Origin of the sequence: Halobacterium sp. MBLA0001 (genome assembly GCF_049705385.1) — an archaeon.
Classification (GTDB): Archaea; Halobacteriota; Halobacteria; order Halobacteriales; family Halobacteriaceae; genus Halobacterium; species Halobacterium salinarum.
Genome location: NZ_JBNAMQ010000008.1, coordinates 41,419 through 56,670, shown reverse-complemented (window position 1 = coordinate 56,670; position 15,252 = coordinate 41,419). Strand labels below are relative to the sequence as shown.

General features: G+C 60.8%; 20 protein-coding genes and 2 pseudogenes. 21 read left to right on the top strand and 1 reads right to left on the bottom strand.

The window, feature by feature from the left end; genetic code table 11:
* Position 1 precedes the first annotated feature (1 nt).
* From ACOZ32_RS12625 to ACOZ32_RS12615, 3 genes and pseudogenes are all read left to right on the top strand, one after another.
* Positions 2–118 (top strand): annotated as a pseudogene (locus ACOZ32_RS12625) (DUF7558 family protein); the annotation flags it as partial.
* Between the two features lie 52 nt (positions 119–170).
* Positions 171–770 carry a DUF7437 domain-containing protein gene (locus tag ACOZ32_RS12620; protein WP_424335294.1) on the top strand — a complete coding sequence of 200 codons (600 nt, stop codon included), beginning with the start codon at positions 171–173 and terminating at the stop codon, positions 768–770.
* Positions 767–1,276, top strand: coding sequence for a hypothetical protein (locus tag ACOZ32_RS12615; RefSeq protein ID WP_148416356.1), 510 nt, complete (start codon positions 767–769; stop codon positions 1,274–1,276). Before ACOZ32_RS12620 ends, ACOZ32_RS12615 begins: the two co-directional genes overlap by 4 nt.
* A 2-nt stretch (positions 1,277–1,278) precedes the next feature.
* On the opposite strand, the gene ACOZ32_RS12610 is transcribed toward ACOZ32_RS12615, so the two are convergent.
* Positions 1,279–1,539 (bottom strand): MarR family transcriptional regulator, encoded by a 261-nt coding sequence (locus ACOZ32_RS12610; protein WP_058365419.1) that lies wholly within the window; start codon positions 1,537–1,539, stop codon positions 1,279–1,281.
* Positions 1,540–1,660: 121 nt separating this feature from the next.
* On the opposite strand from ACOZ32_RS12610, the gene ACOZ32_RS12605 reads away from it, so the two are divergent.
* The 18 genes and pseudogenes from ACOZ32_RS12605 to ACOZ32_RS12520 all read left to right on the top strand — a co-directional run bounded on the left by ACOZ32_RS12605 (position 1,661) and on the right by ACOZ32_RS12520 (position 15,134).
* Entirely contained in the window at positions 1,661–1,921 is a 261-nt protein-coding gene (locus ACOZ32_RS12605) for a HalOD1 output domain-containing protein (RefSeq protein WP_424335293.1), read from the top strand.
* A gap of 685 nt (positions 1,922–2,606) precedes the next feature.
* Positions 2,607–3,503: a DNA-binding protein gene (locus tag ACOZ32_RS12600; protein ID WP_424335292.1), complete on the top strand. Its 897-nt coding sequence runs from the start codon at positions 2,607–2,609 to the stop codon at positions 3,501–3,503.
* A 223-nt stretch (positions 3,504–3,726) separates the two neighbouring features.
* The gene (locus ACOZ32_RS12595; protein WP_424335291.1) at positions 3,727–4,653 is read left to right on the top strand and encodes a transcription initiation factor IIB; all 927 of its coding nucleotides are present in this window, start codon (positions 3,727–3,729) and stop codon (positions 4,651–4,653) included.
* Between the two features lie 99 nt (positions 4,654–4,752).
* On the top strand, positions 4,753–5,637 hold the full coding sequence (locus tag ACOZ32_RS12590) for a hypothetical protein (protein ID WP_424335290.1): 885 nt from the start codon (positions 4,753–4,755) through the stop codon (positions 5,635–5,637).
* A 141-nt stretch (positions 5,638–5,778) separates the two neighbouring features.
* The gene (locus tag ACOZ32_RS12585) at positions 5,779–5,967 is read left to right on the top strand and encodes a hypothetical protein (RefSeq protein ID WP_424335289.1); all 189 of its coding nucleotides are present in this window, start codon (positions 5,779–5,781) and stop codon (positions 5,965–5,967) included.
* Positions 5,968–6,073: 106 nt separating this feature from the next.
* Positions 6,074–6,454 carry a hypothetical protein gene (locus tag ACOZ32_RS12580; protein WP_424335288.1) on the top strand — a complete coding sequence of 127 codons (381 nt, stop codon included), beginning with the start codon at positions 6,074–6,076 and terminating at the stop codon, positions 6,452–6,454.
* 84 nt (positions 6,455–6,538) lie between these two features.
* Positions 6,539–6,961, top strand: coding sequence for a hypothetical protein (locus ACOZ32_RS12575; protein WP_424335287.1), 423 nt, complete (start codon positions 6,539–6,541; stop codon positions 6,959–6,961).
* Between the two features lie 108 nt (positions 6,962–7,069).
* Positions 7,070–7,561: a hypothetical protein gene (locus ACOZ32_RS12570; protein ID WP_424335329.1), complete on the top strand. Its 492-nt coding sequence runs from the start codon at positions 7,070–7,072 to the stop codon at positions 7,559–7,561.
* A gap of 3 nt (positions 7,562–7,564) precedes the next feature.
* Positions 7,565–7,930, top strand: coding sequence for a DUF7568 family protein (locus ACOZ32_RS12565; RefSeq protein WP_285254295.1), 366 nt, complete (start codon positions 7,565–7,567; stop codon positions 7,928–7,930).
* A gap of 78 nt (positions 7,931–8,008) precedes the next feature.
* Positions 8,009–8,403, top strand: a pseudogene (locus ACOZ32_RS12560) (DUF7567 family protein).
* Positions 8,404–8,680: 277 nt separating this feature from the next.
* The gene (locus ACOZ32_RS12555) at positions 8,681–9,103 is read left to right on the top strand and encodes a hypothetical protein (RefSeq protein WP_424335286.1); all 423 of its coding nucleotides are present in this window, start codon (positions 8,681–8,683) and stop codon (positions 9,101–9,103) included.
* A 159-nt stretch (positions 9,104–9,262) separates the two neighbouring features.
* Complete coding sequence (locus tag ACOZ32_RS12550; protein ID WP_424335285.1) at positions 9,263–9,664, top strand: DUF6166 domain-containing protein; 402 nt, start codon at positions 9,263–9,265, stop codon at positions 9,662–9,664.
* Between the two features lie 24 nt (positions 9,665–9,688).
* Positions 9,689–9,964 carry a DUF7389 domain-containing protein gene (locus tag ACOZ32_RS12545; protein ID WP_424335284.1) on the top strand — a complete coding sequence of 92 codons (276 nt, stop codon included), beginning with the start codon at positions 9,689–9,691 and terminating at the stop codon, positions 9,962–9,964.
* 50 nt (positions 9,965–10,014) lie between these two features.
* Positions 10,015–10,236 (top strand): hypothetical protein, encoded by a 222-nt coding sequence (locus ACOZ32_RS12540; RefSeq protein WP_424335283.1) that lies wholly within the window; start codon positions 10,015–10,017, stop codon positions 10,234–10,236.
* A 54-nt stretch (positions 10,237–10,290) separates the two neighbouring features.
* On the top strand, positions 10,291–10,590 hold the full coding sequence (locus tag ACOZ32_RS12535) for a hypothetical protein (protein ID WP_424335282.1): 300 nt from the start codon (positions 10,291–10,293) through the stop codon (positions 10,588–10,590).
* Between the two features lie 103 nt (positions 10,591–10,693).
* Entirely contained in the window at positions 10,694–11,704 is a 1,011-nt protein-coding gene (locus ACOZ32_RS12530; protein ID WP_424335281.1) for a DUF6610 family protein, read from the top strand.
* 76 nt (positions 11,705–11,780) lie between these two features.
* Positions 11,781–12,134 (top strand): hypothetical protein, encoded by a 354-nt coding sequence (locus ACOZ32_RS12525; protein ID WP_424335280.1) that lies wholly within the window; start codon positions 11,781–11,783, stop codon positions 12,132–12,134.
* A gap of 312 nt (positions 12,135–12,446) precedes the next feature.
* Positions 12,447–15,134, top strand: a complete 2,688-nt coding sequence (locus ACOZ32_RS12520; RefSeq protein ID WP_424335279.1) for a pentapeptide repeat-containing protein — start codon at positions 12,447–12,449, stop codon at positions 15,132–15,134.
* Positions 15,135–15,252: the final 118 nt, after the last annotated feature.

Below are 15,252 nucleotides of genomic sequence, written 5' to 3'. Positions count from 1 at the left end.
CGAGTTCGGCTACCTTGAAGGCCCATTGCAGCTGTGCGCTCGCTGTAGTCCGGGAGGATTGGCGACGTACTGGACGCGCGATTTCGAGGAGCATCTCGTCACGACACCGGCAGAGTGACCTCCCAAACACTCTTTATTGTTTCGCTGTAAACTGTAATCAAGAACAATCCGTGTCACGCACCTCAAATCGCGCCGACGGCGACATCGTCCAGGACTTCCTCTCGGTCGCCGATCTCCTCGAGGAGCCACAGCTCGCCCAGCTGTACGCGTACCTCGCTCGGGAGGGGGAGGCGACCGTCCAGGACGTGATGGAGGACCTCGAGCTCGCACAGGGAACGGCCTACAGCTACGTCAACCGGCTCGTCGACGCCGGCATCGTCGACGTCACCGACGACGAGCAGCCGCGCCGGTACGCCGCCCGGGAGATCGACCTGACCGTGACGACCGCCGCAGGCGACCGTGAGTACACGATTACGCCGGCGCTGATCGACGCCGTCGGCCGCCGCGAGACGGACGCCGACATCGACACCTACATCGACCGCCACGGCGTCGCCGGCCTCGCGACCGCGCTCACCTACGCCGTCGCCCGCGAGCGCGGCGAGGTGACCCACCACCTGATGGCCGAGGATCTGGACATCTCGCCGCTAGCTGCGGAGATGATCCTCCAGGCGCTCCGGCCCGTCGTCCACGAACACTACGACATCGAGGAGGCAGGGGCAGGACTCGACGAGTTGGATATCGACGACGGCGACGCGGCTGACGACGCGTGAGCCGGCTCCACATCGCCGACACCGGCCTGTTCGTCGCGATGGGGCAGCCGTCGAACCGTCGGTACCAGGCCGTTCGGCGGTTCGCTCGCCGGAACGACGTTACATTCGTCCTGCCCGAACGGGTGTACGAGGAACTGACCGTCGACGACCCCAACGTCGAGGCGCCACCCGTCGACACCGCGATCGACGAGGGCTGGGCGACGGTTGCGTCACCGCTCGAGTTCTCCGAGCCTGTCGTCTCCCGGTCGATGGACGGCGTCCAGCGGTACATCGCGAACGCCGACGACCGGCCCGCAGACGAAGTTGAACGGGCGGACGCTGCCCTCGCCGCCCTCGCTGCCCAGCATCTCAGCGCGGGGACGGCGACCGAGGTGTACATCTACACGACCGATATCGCGGCCGGCGAAGGGGCCGAAACCGTCCTCGCGAGCGAGGGGTACGGTGACTCGGTGACGTTCGTGAACGGCTTCCGGTTCATCGAGGACCTGGTCACCGGTGACAGCTGACGCTATTCGGGGTCGAGGTCACGAGCGTCGAGGTCGCCGGCGAGATACTGCTCTCCCGTTCTCGTGATATCGTAGACGCCGTTGCCGAGGTGGACAAGGAGACCGTATTTGACGAGCGTCTTGCACCGGGCATTGATGTGTTGACGGGAGAAGCGCACGCGATCGCTGTCCGCCATCTCCTTCGGGGTGTCGGGGCCGGCTTCAGAGAGATGCTCCAGAATGCGGTCATCGGCGCGCGACATCCAGTCGGCGTCAAAGCGCATAATCGCTTGTGGTTGCGCCGACGCTATCCCGAACGCGCTAAGTCAAGTAGCGAAGCGTTGAGCTTCTGTGGTTGACTCCTAACGTTTTACAAGCCTGCCACTCATAGCCCCGAGCGTTCAGATGCATTCCCCTCCATCGGACAGTTCGGGCGGATCGAATGACCTTCTCGTCGAGATTATTGAGACGCTGGAGACGGGTGGGCTCGAGGACGACGCCTACCAGCTCCACGATTACGTTGACGTCGAGGCGCTCGAACAGTTGGTTGCTTCGTCTGATGAGGATATCGCTGTCCAGTTCACCGTCGAGGGGATTCAACTCGACGTGTCACCGGAAGGGGTGGACGTCGTTGTCGAGGATCAGCCTGATACAGACAGTGAGTAGCTCTTCCCGTCGCGGAGACGCGTATCATCCTTGAAAGCCCTCGCCCGCTCGGCATCCCGCGACCCACGCTGCGCGCCTCGTGCCTGCGGTGCTTGCGGGGTCGCGGGACGACCGAGGCGGCCTCGCCCTTTCTGAGTCCGCCAGGACTGTAGATAGCTAACCGAGCGACGTAGCCGGCTGAACGGGTGTGTACGTAGCGGCCCGCCCCGCTCGCCGCTGCCGCCCTCCGCGTCGCTCGCGACCGACCATTCCGGGCGTGCGGGCGCTCTCCGCACCGCCCGCGCCCGTTCCGGGCTAAAATGCATGTGCCCTCGGCGCCAGCGGGTATCCCCGTCGGTTGCGCCCCTTGCGGGCTTTCGCGTTCCAGCGCTTGGTGCCGCCTGCGCTGTCGTGCGCCACACCGCGGCGCACGTTCTCGGCGACAGTCGCCCTGGACACGGACCCGCCCATCGGGCCGGACACGAACGGGCATATCCCGCTGGCCGCTCGCTCCGGGCGGGTCGGCGCGCGGGGCTGGATGGTCGTCCGCCTCGGGCGCGCTCTCGCTCGCGCCCAGAGGGCGCTCGCGAAGGCGCGAGCGAGAGCGCGCAGACGAGTCTGTCGGTCGTTGTCGTCGAGGAAATCCGCGATGTTGTAGCATCGCGGTGTCGGGCGCGTGCGCGCCTTCAGGAACGTGTGAGTTCCAATGTCTAGTAACAACGTCACCACGGATGTAGTTTCGGTCGATGAACAGGCTTTCGAGAAACACGATGAAGTTGAGGTCGACGAGGACGGATTCGAGGTCGTCGACGAGACCCCGGAGTTCCGGGCGACAGTCGACATGGAAGTGCAGGCGAAAGTCGATTCCAACCATCCGGACGCGCGGGTCGAGGAAGGCCCGGATCACCTGTTCGGGAAGACCCTCGAACAGGAAGAGCGCATCGAGGCACGGGAGGCCGAGCTGGAGCACATCAGTGCCCAGGCGGAACTCAGTCAGCAGGAGGGGCGCGCGAAGCGGACGCGAGATATCGCGGCGAAGCGGAGTGCTGAGCGGCGTGCAGCGTTCCAGAAGCGGGCGGCGAGCGTGGACCCGTGGGCGGACCCGGAGCGAGACGATCCTCGTGCAGAACTCACGCAGGAGCAGTTGGCGGCGGTGAACAAGCAGTCGATGCGGCTGGCGGAGAAGCTGGATGGCTGGTCGCGAGCAGCGATTGGCCGGCGGCTGGGTGAAGCCGTCGTCGGTGGGAAAGACCTGACGAGTACAGTCGTCGGGGTGTTCGAGGAGTTGCAGACGGCGCCTGGGACGGTGATCCCCATTGGGAAGCTCGAGGACGTCAATCGCAAAGAGGTGAGCATCGAGGGTCGAGTCGAGGTGCTCTGGGATGCGGACTCGCCGGCCATCGCACAAGTCGGTCTAATCGCGGACGACAGTGGAAAAACGAAGGTGACAATCTGGGAGAAATCAGATGCGCCGTGGATTGAGGAGGGCGAGCAGGTGCGTATTCACAAGGCGGCCCGGAACTGGTACGAGGGACGCGTCTCCCTGGCCATCACTGGGTGGAGCACCATAATGTTCCCCGAGCGCGGTCGGTGGTGGGAATAGCCGGGGCGACGCGCCCCTTTTTTGCTGGTGTGTACGCGTCACCGCCACCTCCCACCACCTCCACGGTCCGGGCTGCTCACGGCGCTGCGCGCCGTTGCGCGGCCGGGCTTTCGCCACCGCAGTCCATCAGTGTCAGCGCCGTCCCGTGTGGTGTGTATTTGCCCCCTGATGGGTGAGGGGCATTCCGAGAGACGCGATCCGCGTGAATCCCCTCGTGCGTACTATGGCAACCAGAAACATCTACGAAACTGACTTCGACGAAGACGTCCAGACCGACACGGAGTCGAATCAGTGTCCCGAGTGCGACGGCCGGGTCACCACCAACACAGTCGAAACCGTCTGCGAGGAGTGTGGGCTCGTCATCGACGAGTATCAAATCGACCACGGGCCGGAGTGGCGAGGGTTCGATGACGACGAGCGCAAGCGGACAGGCGCTCCGTTGACGGCGACGCGGCACGACTGGGGGTTGTCAACGGAGATCGGCCGCCGGACCGACGCGAATGGAAACGAACTCTCCGGACAGAAGCGACAGCGACTCGCTCGAATGCGACGTGAACAATCTCGTGGGCGGTTTCAATCGAAAGCTGAACGCAACCTCGCACATGGGCTTAGTGAAGTCCGCCGGATCAGTAGTGCGCTCGAATTATCCGAGACGATCCGCGACCAGGCCTGCCAGCTCTTCCGGAGCGCCCAGAACGAGGACCTCCTGCAGGGCCGGTCGATCGAGGCGATGGCCGCCGCAAGCGTCTACGGGGTGTGTCGGTGCAACGGGCGGCCGCGAACGCTCAACGACATCACCGAGTCGGCGCGCGTCGAGCAATCGCGGGTGACGAACGCATACACGACGCTGAATACGGAACTTGGCCTGCCGGCCCAGCCCGTGACGCCGAGTGCGTTCGTTCCGCGATTGGCGTCGGAGCTCGATGTCTCCGATCAAATCCGGCAGCGGGCTCGGCAGTTGGCGGAAGCATCCGAATCGACCGGAGCAACCACGGGGGTTCGGCCATCTGGATTCGCCGCAGCCTGTCTGTACAAGGCCGGACGCGAAGACGGACGGTGGCTCACCCAGTCGGACGTCGCCGACGTTGCGAACGTCTCGGTGGTCACCGTGCGAACCCACCGCGACGCGCTGGACGAACTGGCTGTGTAGAGCCCACAATGCGATTTTCGATTGTGTGCCTGTAGGTTGATTGATGTGAGGACCATTATTTAAATCGGAAGACGAAGCATGATACGGCCAGACCACTCTATGACCGACCAGTACGCCGACTATGAAGCTCTCCGGCCGCTCGGCGAAGCGACCCACGTTCCCGACGACCAACTCACCGATGGTAGCGAGCCTCGGCGGCAGCGAACAGGGGACGTCGACGCCGGCTATCCAGACGACCCGACAGAAGGTGAGACCGAGTGCGCTTCCTGTAGAGCGTCGATCCCCGCTGGCCAGTCGAAGTGCCGGTTCTGTCTCACGAACCATCTCGAAGGAGCCGACGACCAGGACACATCGAATGCCGAACGGACTCTCCTCCACGTCATCCAGCTGCTCGTAGAGGCGTCGACGTTCTACTGCGCCGTCGGGAGGGGATCTGCTGCGGCCACCCTCCTCGCGAAGGGAGATGATGACCCAGTAGTCGATGACTGCAAGCTAATCTACGATCTCGACGAGGAACCGGCCCCACAGCTTGTTGATCAGTGGCCCTCGCTCCCCTCGGCGACACGGGTCACGTCTGAATGTGGTAATCAGCTGCTCGCGGCTGCTCGCCACCGGACACCGTGGACAAAGACGACGCAGTCGTGTCGTGACGACAAACACGCGACGTTCCTCTACGACGAAAGCGGGAGTGGGATTCGCGACGAGGAACGTCTCGTGACCCTTCGTGAGGACGCAGACGACGACGTCTGGCTGGTGCCAGCGATTGCGCTCCAGGAATCCGTTGACAAGACCGATACCGCACAGCCACGACGCGAGCGCCCGAACAGAACTCACCTCGAGTGCCGGGAGTGCGGTCGGGAGACGAAGCATCGATTCCGCGAATCCGAGACCGTCCCCGATGACGAGTGGACCGGGCAGCCTATGTGGGAGTGTCAGCGGTGCGGGACACCTCGCTATGGGCCCGAACCCGAAGCTGGTCAGTAGAGACGGTGTCAGTTTAACCAACGAATCCTGAGATCGATTCGTTCTGTTGGTTAACTGAGGCCAGTTCGTGATCACCCCCTGGACTGCCCTGCTGACTGCCCGCCGGTGTTTTTTGCGCCGTAAATTGGCGGAGGCGCACACATGGACCCACGAGACACCCCCGGCTATCGACTCCACCGCGCGCTCAGCAACCTCACTAGTATCGACAGCGAGCAATTGGAGCCCGCCGACCGAGAGCGAATCAACACGGCGACGACGCTTCTGGAGCAGGTGGGTCTCCTCACCCGACCAGATACGACGGAGAACGGTGGCGCCAACGGAGAATCCTGACTACACGACTTGTCGACAGCACAGCGTCCCGTGGCTGCCACAGCGTGAGCGGTTGTTCACCCCCTGAAGGGGTGCGGGGGCATGAAAACGCTCCCGAGGACAACCCATGGCAACACTCCAAGCCGCAACGACATCGACCGGCGCACTTGTAACGAATCCACAGGCCGTCCGCAAACTCTGTGAGGATCACTGCTTCGGGACGCTCAACTGGGAGGTGAACGACGACGGCGAACTCGTTATCTGGGGCTACGATAGCTTCGAAGTGTACGAGGCCCGTGAGAACGGTCTTCCCGACTACGACGGTGGCATCGTCACCCACGAGTTCCTCCGGTCGCTCGCAGAGTATCTCGAACCGGACGAAGAATTCGACATCCAGACAGCCGGATTTACCAAGTGCCGCTTCCCCGTGCTGGCAAAGCGGTACGTCGTTCGCGACGGCGAAGTCCTTCACGCGGACCTCAGTTCCCTCGAGCCGATCAGCGAGTAACTGCTGGCCGGCCCGCCGTGTGTGCCCCAGAGTGTTTTATCGGGGGCAGGAAGAACTGCGCCCCTCGCGGGGCGTCGTGAAACTATGTCCGAAGAATCTACCGACGGCCCGTTCGAAGACTGTGAGCTGGGCCCCGAGGCGATCCTCGGAACACGAACCTACGAAGACGTCCTGTTCACCGATGAAACGGAGACACCCGTGAACGTCCTGACCGGTGAGACACCCGAACATTCGCAGGCCACCGTCGACGAAGCTCAAGCCTTCATATCGAGTATCGACATCGATACGCCACAGATCGCGCTTCCGGCGTCAGTTGAGACACAGATCGAGACCCAGAGCAAGCCCTACACGTCGGCTGCGTTCTTTCATTTCAAAGCGACCGGCTCGCTCGAGCGTCACCGCGCCTACCACGCCGCGTACGACTCGGATGCGTCCACCGTCTACTTCGAGGCCGATTACGAATCGGGCGACCTGGCCATCACTGTCGAACGAACGGACGAATCCTGAGACTCCTCCGTCACGAAGAGAGTTTTTCGAGCGCCGGCGATGGGTGCCGGCGCAGCAGGAGCGAGCGAGCAACGGCTTCCGGTGCGTCGGCGCTTCGAGGTGTTCGAGATGCACATGATCATATACACACTGGTAGAGGAATCGACCCACGACGACGCGCTGGCCACCGGAAAGACGGTGTTCGACCGTCTGGTTGGTGCGGACCCACACGCCGGCGCCGTCTACGACTACTACGTCTGTTTCGATGAGGAGGACACGTCAGTTGCGGGGAAGGCGCGATGGGGTGAGCTCCCGGCCGCGGCCCCCGTCGACTCCGACGACGGCCAAGACCTGCTCGAGCGTGGCTGGGAGGCGACGAAAGAAGAGTTCGAGCGGAATCTCGACCGGGTGAAAGAGGCACTCAACGAACTCTCCGACGAGGAGATCATGCGCGACGAGGACCTCGCCCGGCACGCCTTTCACCAAGTCGGTGCGTACGACGGCCCGACGATCTTCCTGTACAACGAGTACGCGAACGGCATCCGCCATCGCGAGCAGCTGGATCGACTCCTCGAGGAGAGCGAGGAGCTCTGGATCGTGCCCGCCGACGTCCATTTCTAAAGAATGTCCAGAATTACCAATTGGCGACGCGAGAGCCGCACGCCCACACTCGCGTATCGGAACACCGAGACCGCTGCGCGAGCCGTCCTGCATCGAGCACCGGACTCCTACCGGTACAAGTGGCGTGGAGCCATCCTCGTCGACGGCTACCCGGTCTGGTCGCGGGGATATGAGACGAAGGACGCGACGTCGTTCCGTGACGAGCTCCGGGAGCGGCCAGCGCCCGAGCTGAGTTGTCCCGAGTGTCCGAACAGCGACGTGGCAAGCGGTGGAAAAACGGCTGGCGGCGCGAAGGTCCAGCGCTGGTTCGAGTGCCGGAACTGCGGGTACGAAGCCCCCTCGAGAATCGTCTACGGCGCCGAGCGCTGATTGCTAGGAGCGTATCTGCGGTGGCGTTTATTTCTGGGCCGGAATGGGTGGCCCGTCTCAATCGGGCCAGATCCACAGATGAGTCTGGAAGTTATCGACCGCCACAGCGAAGCATTATTCGAGTTCCTCTGGTGTCCCGTCTGTGGGCACGAGATATTCAGTCACATTCCGTTCGAAGGGGTGTTCTGCAAGCACTGCAACACCCAGGTCGAACTCCAGGAATCCCGAGAAACACGCGGCTACGAGGAGGCTGTCCTCGCCTGCTTCGACACCGATTCGACCTGGAACTCCACGTCGACGAGAAGCTCCGTCACGACCTGCCTGACGGCTCGGCACGGGTGAAGATCCTCGGGGCACCGGGCGCCTACGACGTCGATTGGTGGAGTCCGGAGCCGGGTGACGACTGGGAACCGGTTGAGCGAGGCGAGTTCAACGACGTTGACGAGCCTGCAGACGTCTCCCACCTCGCGTAGGGAACCAAATGTCGACCCTCCGTTGGAGTCGGTTTTATTGTCTCTGTGGTTAGATGTCCACGCGATGTACCCGACGCCCTATCGCTGGACAACTGACGATGGGCTCACTCACGTTTGCTACAACAACCATATGCCCCCGAGTACCGGATTCGGCTGGTCGAGTCTCTGTGATGACGTGCGCGTACCAATTGAGGGCGAGCACTTCGAACTCGATGAAGAGGTGACAACGGCGGATATTACGTGTCAACACTGTCGAGATCGACTCGATCGGCCATACGTGGATCTCAACGACGAGTCTATAGTCGGCGTGAACGGCTGTCTGGTTCGAATTGAGAGGGATGCGGGAGGAGAAATCACGGGGGCTGAGCGCGTTTGCCGCGAGGCACTCCATCTGTCCTTATCGTTCGAACCGGACTCGTTCAGCGGGAATCTAGCAGACCAGGCCGAAGCGGTGTGTGACGAGTGCTGGGAGGCATACGTTGAGCGGCAGTGGAGCAGTGACGTAGAGGGCGCAGAGTTGCGCGTCGAAGTCTGGGCTGACGATGGTCGCGCGGAGTACTTCGCGGCGGGGGCCGAAGCGATTCGCGGTGGTCCTGAAGGGGTACTACGATTAGTGAGTGAGAACGGGCTTGAGAAAGATGTCCGTCGTGAAGAGATCGAGTCTATTTCGCTTACGCCGGCTCAACACGTCGATTACTAGAACTCTGCTGAACCCGTCACTAGCTGATAATTCAGCAGATCTCGGCAGTATCTAGCCCTCGGGAGCAGTTCGATGGCTCCTCCGTGGAGAATCTCGTGGTTGTTTGTCGCCCCCCGAGGGGTGCGGGGGTGCTCGAACGAGCTTCCCGCGAACCGACAAATGAGTGGAATCAGCAACCCACACTCGCACGAACAGTCACGGGCCTCGAGTGACGCCGACGTCGTTTACGTCGGCTACCGTCGTCGAGGCCGCGCCATCGTCGAGAACCAATCGAACCAGGAAAAGCTCACACCGGAGCGAAGTCTCGAGCTGGCGAATCACAGTCCCTCGGGCTTCGAATGGGGATATAGTGGCAGCGGGCCGGCCCAGCTCGCGCTCGCGCTCCTGCTCGATTATACTGACGACGAGGACGTCGCCCTCGCGAAGTACATGGACTTCAAGGCCAAGGTCGTGAGCCAGCTGGAATGCACAGGACCCGACGGGTGCTGGCGGCTCACCGGACGCGAGATCGACGTAGCCCTTCGCGAGCTAGCTGACGAACCGGTTGCACTGTCCGCCTAATATCGATTCCAGCGAGAGCCAACCATGACAGAACACACCCAGCAGTCTCACACGTCCGCTGAATCGACGGAGAACAACGAGCGACAAACACGGACCGAGTACGTTGAGCGAAGCGACGTCGGCGTCTCCCTCACGGTGAAGCTCAAACGCGGAACCGGAACTCGAGACCAGGACGAGGTGATCGCGAAAGCGAAAGGCAAGACGCTCGAAGACGCCCGCGAGGACATGGAGACACTTCGAGAGTACATCCGCGACCTCGCCGAGGACGCCCGCCAGATCCAACCAGGAGACAACGAGTAGCGGGCTGGTGCTGTTTCTCGTCGCCTCAGGAGGTGTGGAGGCGACCAAGAGTGAGCGACACAGGAGAGCACGACTCAGATTCGAGCGAACTATCCCCAGAACAGCGCCTCGACCCACCGAATTCACGACTCATCAACGCTGGTATCGCGACTATCAACGACATGGAGACGCTGCGAGCGTGCGTCGCCTACGAGAACACCCACCAGCAACGCGTCCAGATTCTTCGCCGGCTCGAAGACCGAGCCAGCGAGCTTCGGGCAGACGATACCTAACGGGACGCTCGCGGGCTGTTTGTCGGCGCCGTCACGGGTGGAGGCTCGAGATTGATGAGCGACCGACCCGAAATCGAGGTTCAACGACAGACCGCGTTCGGAGAGGATGGCCAGCTCGAAGTCACGGAGACGAGCGTCGAGACGTCCCTTGAGGACTTTGGCGCAGACGTCGATCATCGCGACCGCGATTCGCGGCTCGATCGACCCGAAGCCAGTGAATTCGGCGTCGACGACCGGCCCGAGGTAGCGGAGTCTGCAGCGGGTGATCAGTCGACGCTCTTCGCAGATACGGACGCGGATCAGCAGACGCTCTCAGGTGACGAGGCAGCGATGCAGTGCCGCTTCGATGATTAACCAACAGGCAGCCCCGTTCTCTGCTCTCGTTGGTTAACGCTACCAGGGTCTGTCGTGCCCCGTGGAGCACTGCGGGGCGACGGAGTCCCGTAGGAGACTTCTCATGGCCATTCACGACAGCGTAGACCCAAGTAGCGCCAGCTCTACCGAGATACACACGGACGCCCGTCAGGCGGCGTACGTGGCGTTCCTCCATCGGGTTCCGTTTGCAACCGATGCTCTGGACCTCGGCTTCCTTCCTGGCTTTCGCGAGGATTGTACGTATCAGCAGTCGCAATTCGACGACCTCGAGTGTCCAGTGGGGATGCTCGACAACGATTTTCAGAATCCCGACCTCGACCGATACGTCAATCGGGCACTCGAGTACGAGCCCGACGTGGGTGTCATCGGTGACGCCTACGATGCTGCAGAAGCACAAATGTACGTCGACACGATTCGAGAACTCCAAGAAAGCCTGCCAGAGACGGAGTTCATTATCGTCCCGAAATGCCGGACCGCCATCGAGGCGATTCCTGACGATATCGTGCTTGGCTACTCGCGAGGCTATGCGGAGACGCTCGCCCACGAGTTCTCCGATCCCGTCGACTGGCGGGGCCGTCGCGTCCACATCCTCGGTGGTAGCCCACCCAAGCAACTCGAGGTCGTCGAGCAACTCACCCAACCAACACTGACAGGGGAACCGCCAGCCGACATCGTTGGCCTCGACTGGAATGGCCTGCATCGTGGCGCGCAGTTCGGTGAGTTCTGGACCCCAGACGGCTGGGATGACAGCGGTCGCGACGCCGATCACGTCACGGTCCGGAAGACGGTCCGGTATAGTCTCAGCCGGCTCAAAAGTTTCTGGCAGACCCACGGCGTCTGGCCCGATTCGACGCCCCAAGAAGACGGGATCGAGCTCACCTACTCCGGGCCCACGCCAGGCGATATCGAGGGCGCGGCGTGTACCGAGTGCAGCACCAACGTCTGGACGACAGAGCGTGGTCCCTACGTCGCCGAGTACGGCACGGGCGAGATCTGTGGCTACTGCAGCTACGAGTGCTACTTCTCACACCGGCATCGGAACAATCTCGAGGAGCTCGCCGGCGAGCAGAGCGTCTCCTTCCCGCCCGCGTGACGCCACGAGCTGTTTATTCGCGCGCCCGGAGAGGGCGAGGGCTCGAAAGAGGGCCTTCACACTGAGGTGAACTCCTGTGAGTCAACAACAGAGTACGAACGACGTCTCGATTGATGAGATTCCAGTCGATATCGCGAACACGCAATCAGGCGAGGTCAATCCCACCGACATCCCCGACGAAATCGAGTCCATCACCCGTGGACTCGCCGGTGAGCACCCACCGACGAATCCCCTCGTCGTGCTGAAAGCGGCCCGGTGGTGGTACATTCACGGCAAGGGCGGCACCGATCCCGCCTTCCAGTGGGCTATCGAGTGGGCGCGTCACCTCGCGACCGACACGCCCAGCGACGTTGACCACTTCAACGCGTTCCTCGAGTACCTCGTCGTGGTCGGCTTCGCTGACGAGGATGAATCGTTCCGATTTTCTTGAGGACGAGGTAGATGATACCCCGTAGTGGGAGCTCCAGACCGACCAGTTATAGCATTGCAGCCGAGAATCAGCAAAGAAGCACGCCGGTGCGTAGAGGGTCAACGTATTGATGGTGACCGTAGTCACCGGCTGTAGTCTTCTAATTAAGGAATAAGGCCACCTTCCGTATCCAAGAACGACGTGTCAGGAGTGATTGTGACGCGTGTAAACGAGTTTGTTAGCGGGAAAGGGTGTCAGTCAAGGACAGAATAGTAGCGTACCCGGTATGACTAAGTGGTCAGTATCGGGAAAGGTAGGAAAGCAAGCGGCACCATGACCGATAGGGAACCACCGAACCGTTGTGGGTACACTTGGCCAGAGGACCACGACATAGACCACGACCCCGACCGACAGAGCAGCTGTTACCGAGAGACAACCGCGGATGTAGATCGGTGCATCTGGCATGCCGATCCAGAAAAAGTTGAGGAGAAATCTATCGAGAAGCTGCGTTCAGCACGTGCGCCGCCGGAGATTCGAGATCTGAACGAACCGGTCGCTGAGTTGCTGGATGGAGCGTTAATGTCGAACCAAGTCCTTGGGGATGGGTTCACGTTCCATCAAACTAAACTCCGGATGGCGAAGTTCACCGAGGCTAACCTACAAGACGCAGATTTCTCCGAAGCGGACCTCGAGGGAAAACATATTCACGACAGAACTGATTTCTCGGGAGCCGATCTCGAAGGGGCCGACTTCTCGGATGCTATCATCTCAAAAACGGCGTTCTTGGACACCACACTACGGTATTCCGACCTCTCAGGTACTCATCCCACAAAAAAATATCATGTCGATTTTCTCTCTGAAGACGCTCGGCACCTCCCGGTGACAGGTGATTTCGAAAACGCCGACCTCACCGGTGCCGATGTCTCTGAAGCCGATTTGCCCCGTGTGAACCTCTCCGCCGCTGAGCTTACTGACGTAAATCTCTCGGGTGCCAGCCTTCTCCAATCAACCCTAGAGGGAGCTGTCCTGCATCAGACTTCACTTAAGGATGCAGATCTCAGATGTGCTGATTTCACTGACGCATCGCTGGAGGAATGCGATTTGTCCAATGCCAGCCTAGGTGGTGGCGACCTGTCGACTGCGTGTTTTGATAGGAACAAGTTCTCCGAAACGACAATGTTCGGTGCCGACGTCCCGGAAGGGCTGACCGACGATGAGATGTCCGGGGTGCATCTCAATATCTCCGACCTAGTTCGAAACTCGCGTCTTTCTCGACGTCTGAAGCGAAACCTGTCGGATACCTACCTTAAGGGAATAGACTGCTCCGATCTCAGCCTGACTGGTGCGAACCTATCCGGCGCATTCCTTAAAGACGCGAAGATTGGTCGTGCAAGGGACGTCGACTTTACCCGGGCTTCCCTTCGTAACGCCGATCTCACCGAAGATGACGAATCGGGATTTCATTCCATCGAGAAAAGTAAAAGTGATTTCTCAGGTGCCCAGCTGCGTGGAGCCGACCTCTCAGGATCCACCCTGTCTAGAGCCCAGTTCCACTATGCACAACTTGGAGAGGCTGATTTCTCCGATGCCGTTATCGACGGCGCAGATTTCACAAATGCGTTCCTCTGGGATACCGACTTCTCAGGCGCTAATCTGACGGGTGCCGATTTCACCGACGTACAATGTCATCTATATCCTAAAACGGAATTCTCGGTCGATTTCTCGGGTGCGCGTTTAGGTGACACCAGTTTCTCAGGAGCGGAATTGCCCGAGGCTGATTTCTCCGGTATCTGGTACTACTCCAACCAGGTTGAGGACGGTCCGGATTTCTCTGATGCAATACTTCACCGAGCTGAGTTCTCCGAGGCCACGCTCGTCGATGCCATTTTCTCCGGCGCTGAGACTACCGAAGCGACGTTCGGAGGGGCCTACCTCAACGATGCCGATCTCTCGGGAGCCGATTTCGGATGGACGGAACTTGCGGGAGTTCCACTGCTCGGGGCCGATCTGTCAGAAGCGAACCTCACCGGTGCCGACCTCTCGGATGTGATGGCTGGTGAGTCGGTGGATTCGGAGGCGGCCAATTTCTCGCATGCGACCTTGGAGGATGCCGACCTCTCAGAGGCCAGCCTCAAGAATGCCAACTTCTCCGGAGCAAGATGTAGCGATGCGAACTTCCGAGGTGCGAACCTAGAGATGGCAACGTTCGACGACGCCGTACTGCAGGAGGCATCACTCACCGGAGCCGATTGTGAGAGAGCGGGTTTCCAAGAAGCGGTGCTGGTTCGCACCTCGTTGGAGGGTGCCGACCTTGTTGGGGCCAACTTAGCCCGAGCGCATCTGTTTGGCGCGGTCCTCGATGGCGCGCGAATAAGTAGTGAGACGCAACTCGTCGAGGAGGGCAGTATCGGTGAGATGCAGGTCGCCCACTATTTACGATACGACACCGATTCACCCCCCGATGGTCCTGAGGCATCACTTGCAATCGAGATGGAGGGTCTGGAGGATATGGAAGAGGATCTGCAGATCATCCAGTTGCGGCGAGCACGGAGTGCATACCGACGACTGGAGGAGCTAGCGCGTCAGAACGGGTTTCCGACGCTCCAGTCAACGATGTTCAAGCGCCGACAGGAGATGCGACGGAAACTCCTCAAAGAGAACGGCGATTGGACGAGATGGCTCTTCGCGGAGGTGCAACGCTGGACGTTCGTCTACGGTGAGAGCTTCAGCCGGATACTGAGTATTTCTGGTCTGGTCATCGGACTGTTCTGGATCCTTTACTTGACGACAGGAACAATGAAGCAGGCGGCCGGTTCAGCTGTGACTATCGACGCGGTGAACGAGAACCCGTTACTCCTGATCACGGCCTTGTTCCACAGCGTGTCGGTTTTCTTCACTGGGACGCCTGTATTAGAGGCTGCGGGACAACCCGGTGAATTTCTGATGGTCATCGAAGCCATGTTTGGGCCGATTCTATTGGCCTTGCTTGTCTTTGTACTCGGCCGGCGTGCCGCGAGGTAGTGAACTTACAATCGGTACATAATCGGGATCGTAGAAAGTGATACCTCGCGACCGACACACCCAGCGATGTAAAATGGTTCACGAGTTCTTCGAGTATCTCGTCGCGGTCGGCTTCGCT

Excerpts from the sequence above, each read along its gene's own strand:
- ACOZ32_RS12575 (WP_424335287.1), top strand. The coding sequence starts at position 6,539 with ATGTCCGAAGAATCTACCGACGGCCCGTTCGAAGACTGTGAGCTGGGC.
- ACOZ32_RS12545 (WP_424335284.1), top strand. The coding sequence starts at position 9,689 with ATGACAGAACACACCCAGCAGTCTCACACGTCCGCTGAATCGACGGAG.
- ACOZ32_RS12595 (WP_424335291.1), top strand. The coding sequence starts at position 3,727 with ATGGCAACCAGAAACATCTACGAAACTGACTTCGACGAAGACGTCCAG.
- ACOZ32_RS12610 (WP_058365419.1), bottom strand. The coding sequence starts at position 1,539 with ATGCGCTTTGACGCCGACTGGATGTCGCGCGCCGATGACCGCATTCTG.
- ACOZ32_RS12520 (WP_424335279.1), top strand. The coding sequence starts at position 12,447 with ATGACCGATAGGGAACCACCGAACCGTTGTGGGTACACTTGGCCAGAG.
- ACOZ32_RS12550 (WP_424335285.1), top strand. The coding sequence starts at position 9,263 with ATGAGTGGAATCAGCAACCCACACTCGCACGAACAGTCACGGGCCTCG.
- ACOZ32_RS12565 (WP_285254295.1), top strand. The coding sequence starts at position 7,565 with ATGTCCAGAATTACCAATTGGCGACGCGAGAGCCGCACGCCCACACTC.
- ACOZ32_RS12580 (WP_424335288.1), top strand. The coding sequence starts at position 6,074 with ATGGCAACACTCCAAGCCGCAACGACATCGACCGGCGCACTTGTAACG.
- ACOZ32_RS12585 (WP_424335289.1), top strand. The coding sequence starts at position 5,779 with ATGGACCCACGAGACACCCCCGGCTATCGACTCCACCGCGCGCTCAGC.
- ACOZ32_RS12600 (WP_424335292.1), top strand. The coding sequence starts at position 2,607 with ATGTCTAGTAACAACGTCACCACGGATGTAGTTTCGGTCGATGAACAG.
- ACOZ32_RS12590 (WP_424335290.1), top strand. The coding sequence starts at position 4,753 with ATGACCGACCAGTACGCCGACTATGAAGCTCTCCGGCCGCTCGGCGAA.
- ACOZ32_RS12570 (WP_424335329.1), top strand. The coding sequence starts at position 7,070 with ATGCACATGATCATATACACACTGGTAGAGGAATCGACCCACGACGAC.
- ACOZ32_RS12530 (WP_424335281.1), top strand. The coding sequence starts at position 10,694 with ATGGCCATTCACGACAGCGTAGACCCAAGTAGCGCCAGCTCTACCGAG.
- ACOZ32_RS12535 (WP_424335282.1), top strand. The coding sequence starts at position 10,291 with ATGAGCGACCGACCCGAAATCGAGGTTCAACGACAGACCGCGTTCGGA.
- ACOZ32_RS12605 (WP_424335293.1), top strand. The coding sequence starts at position 1,661 with ATGCATTCCCCTCCATCGGACAGTTCGGGCGGATCGAATGACCTTCTC.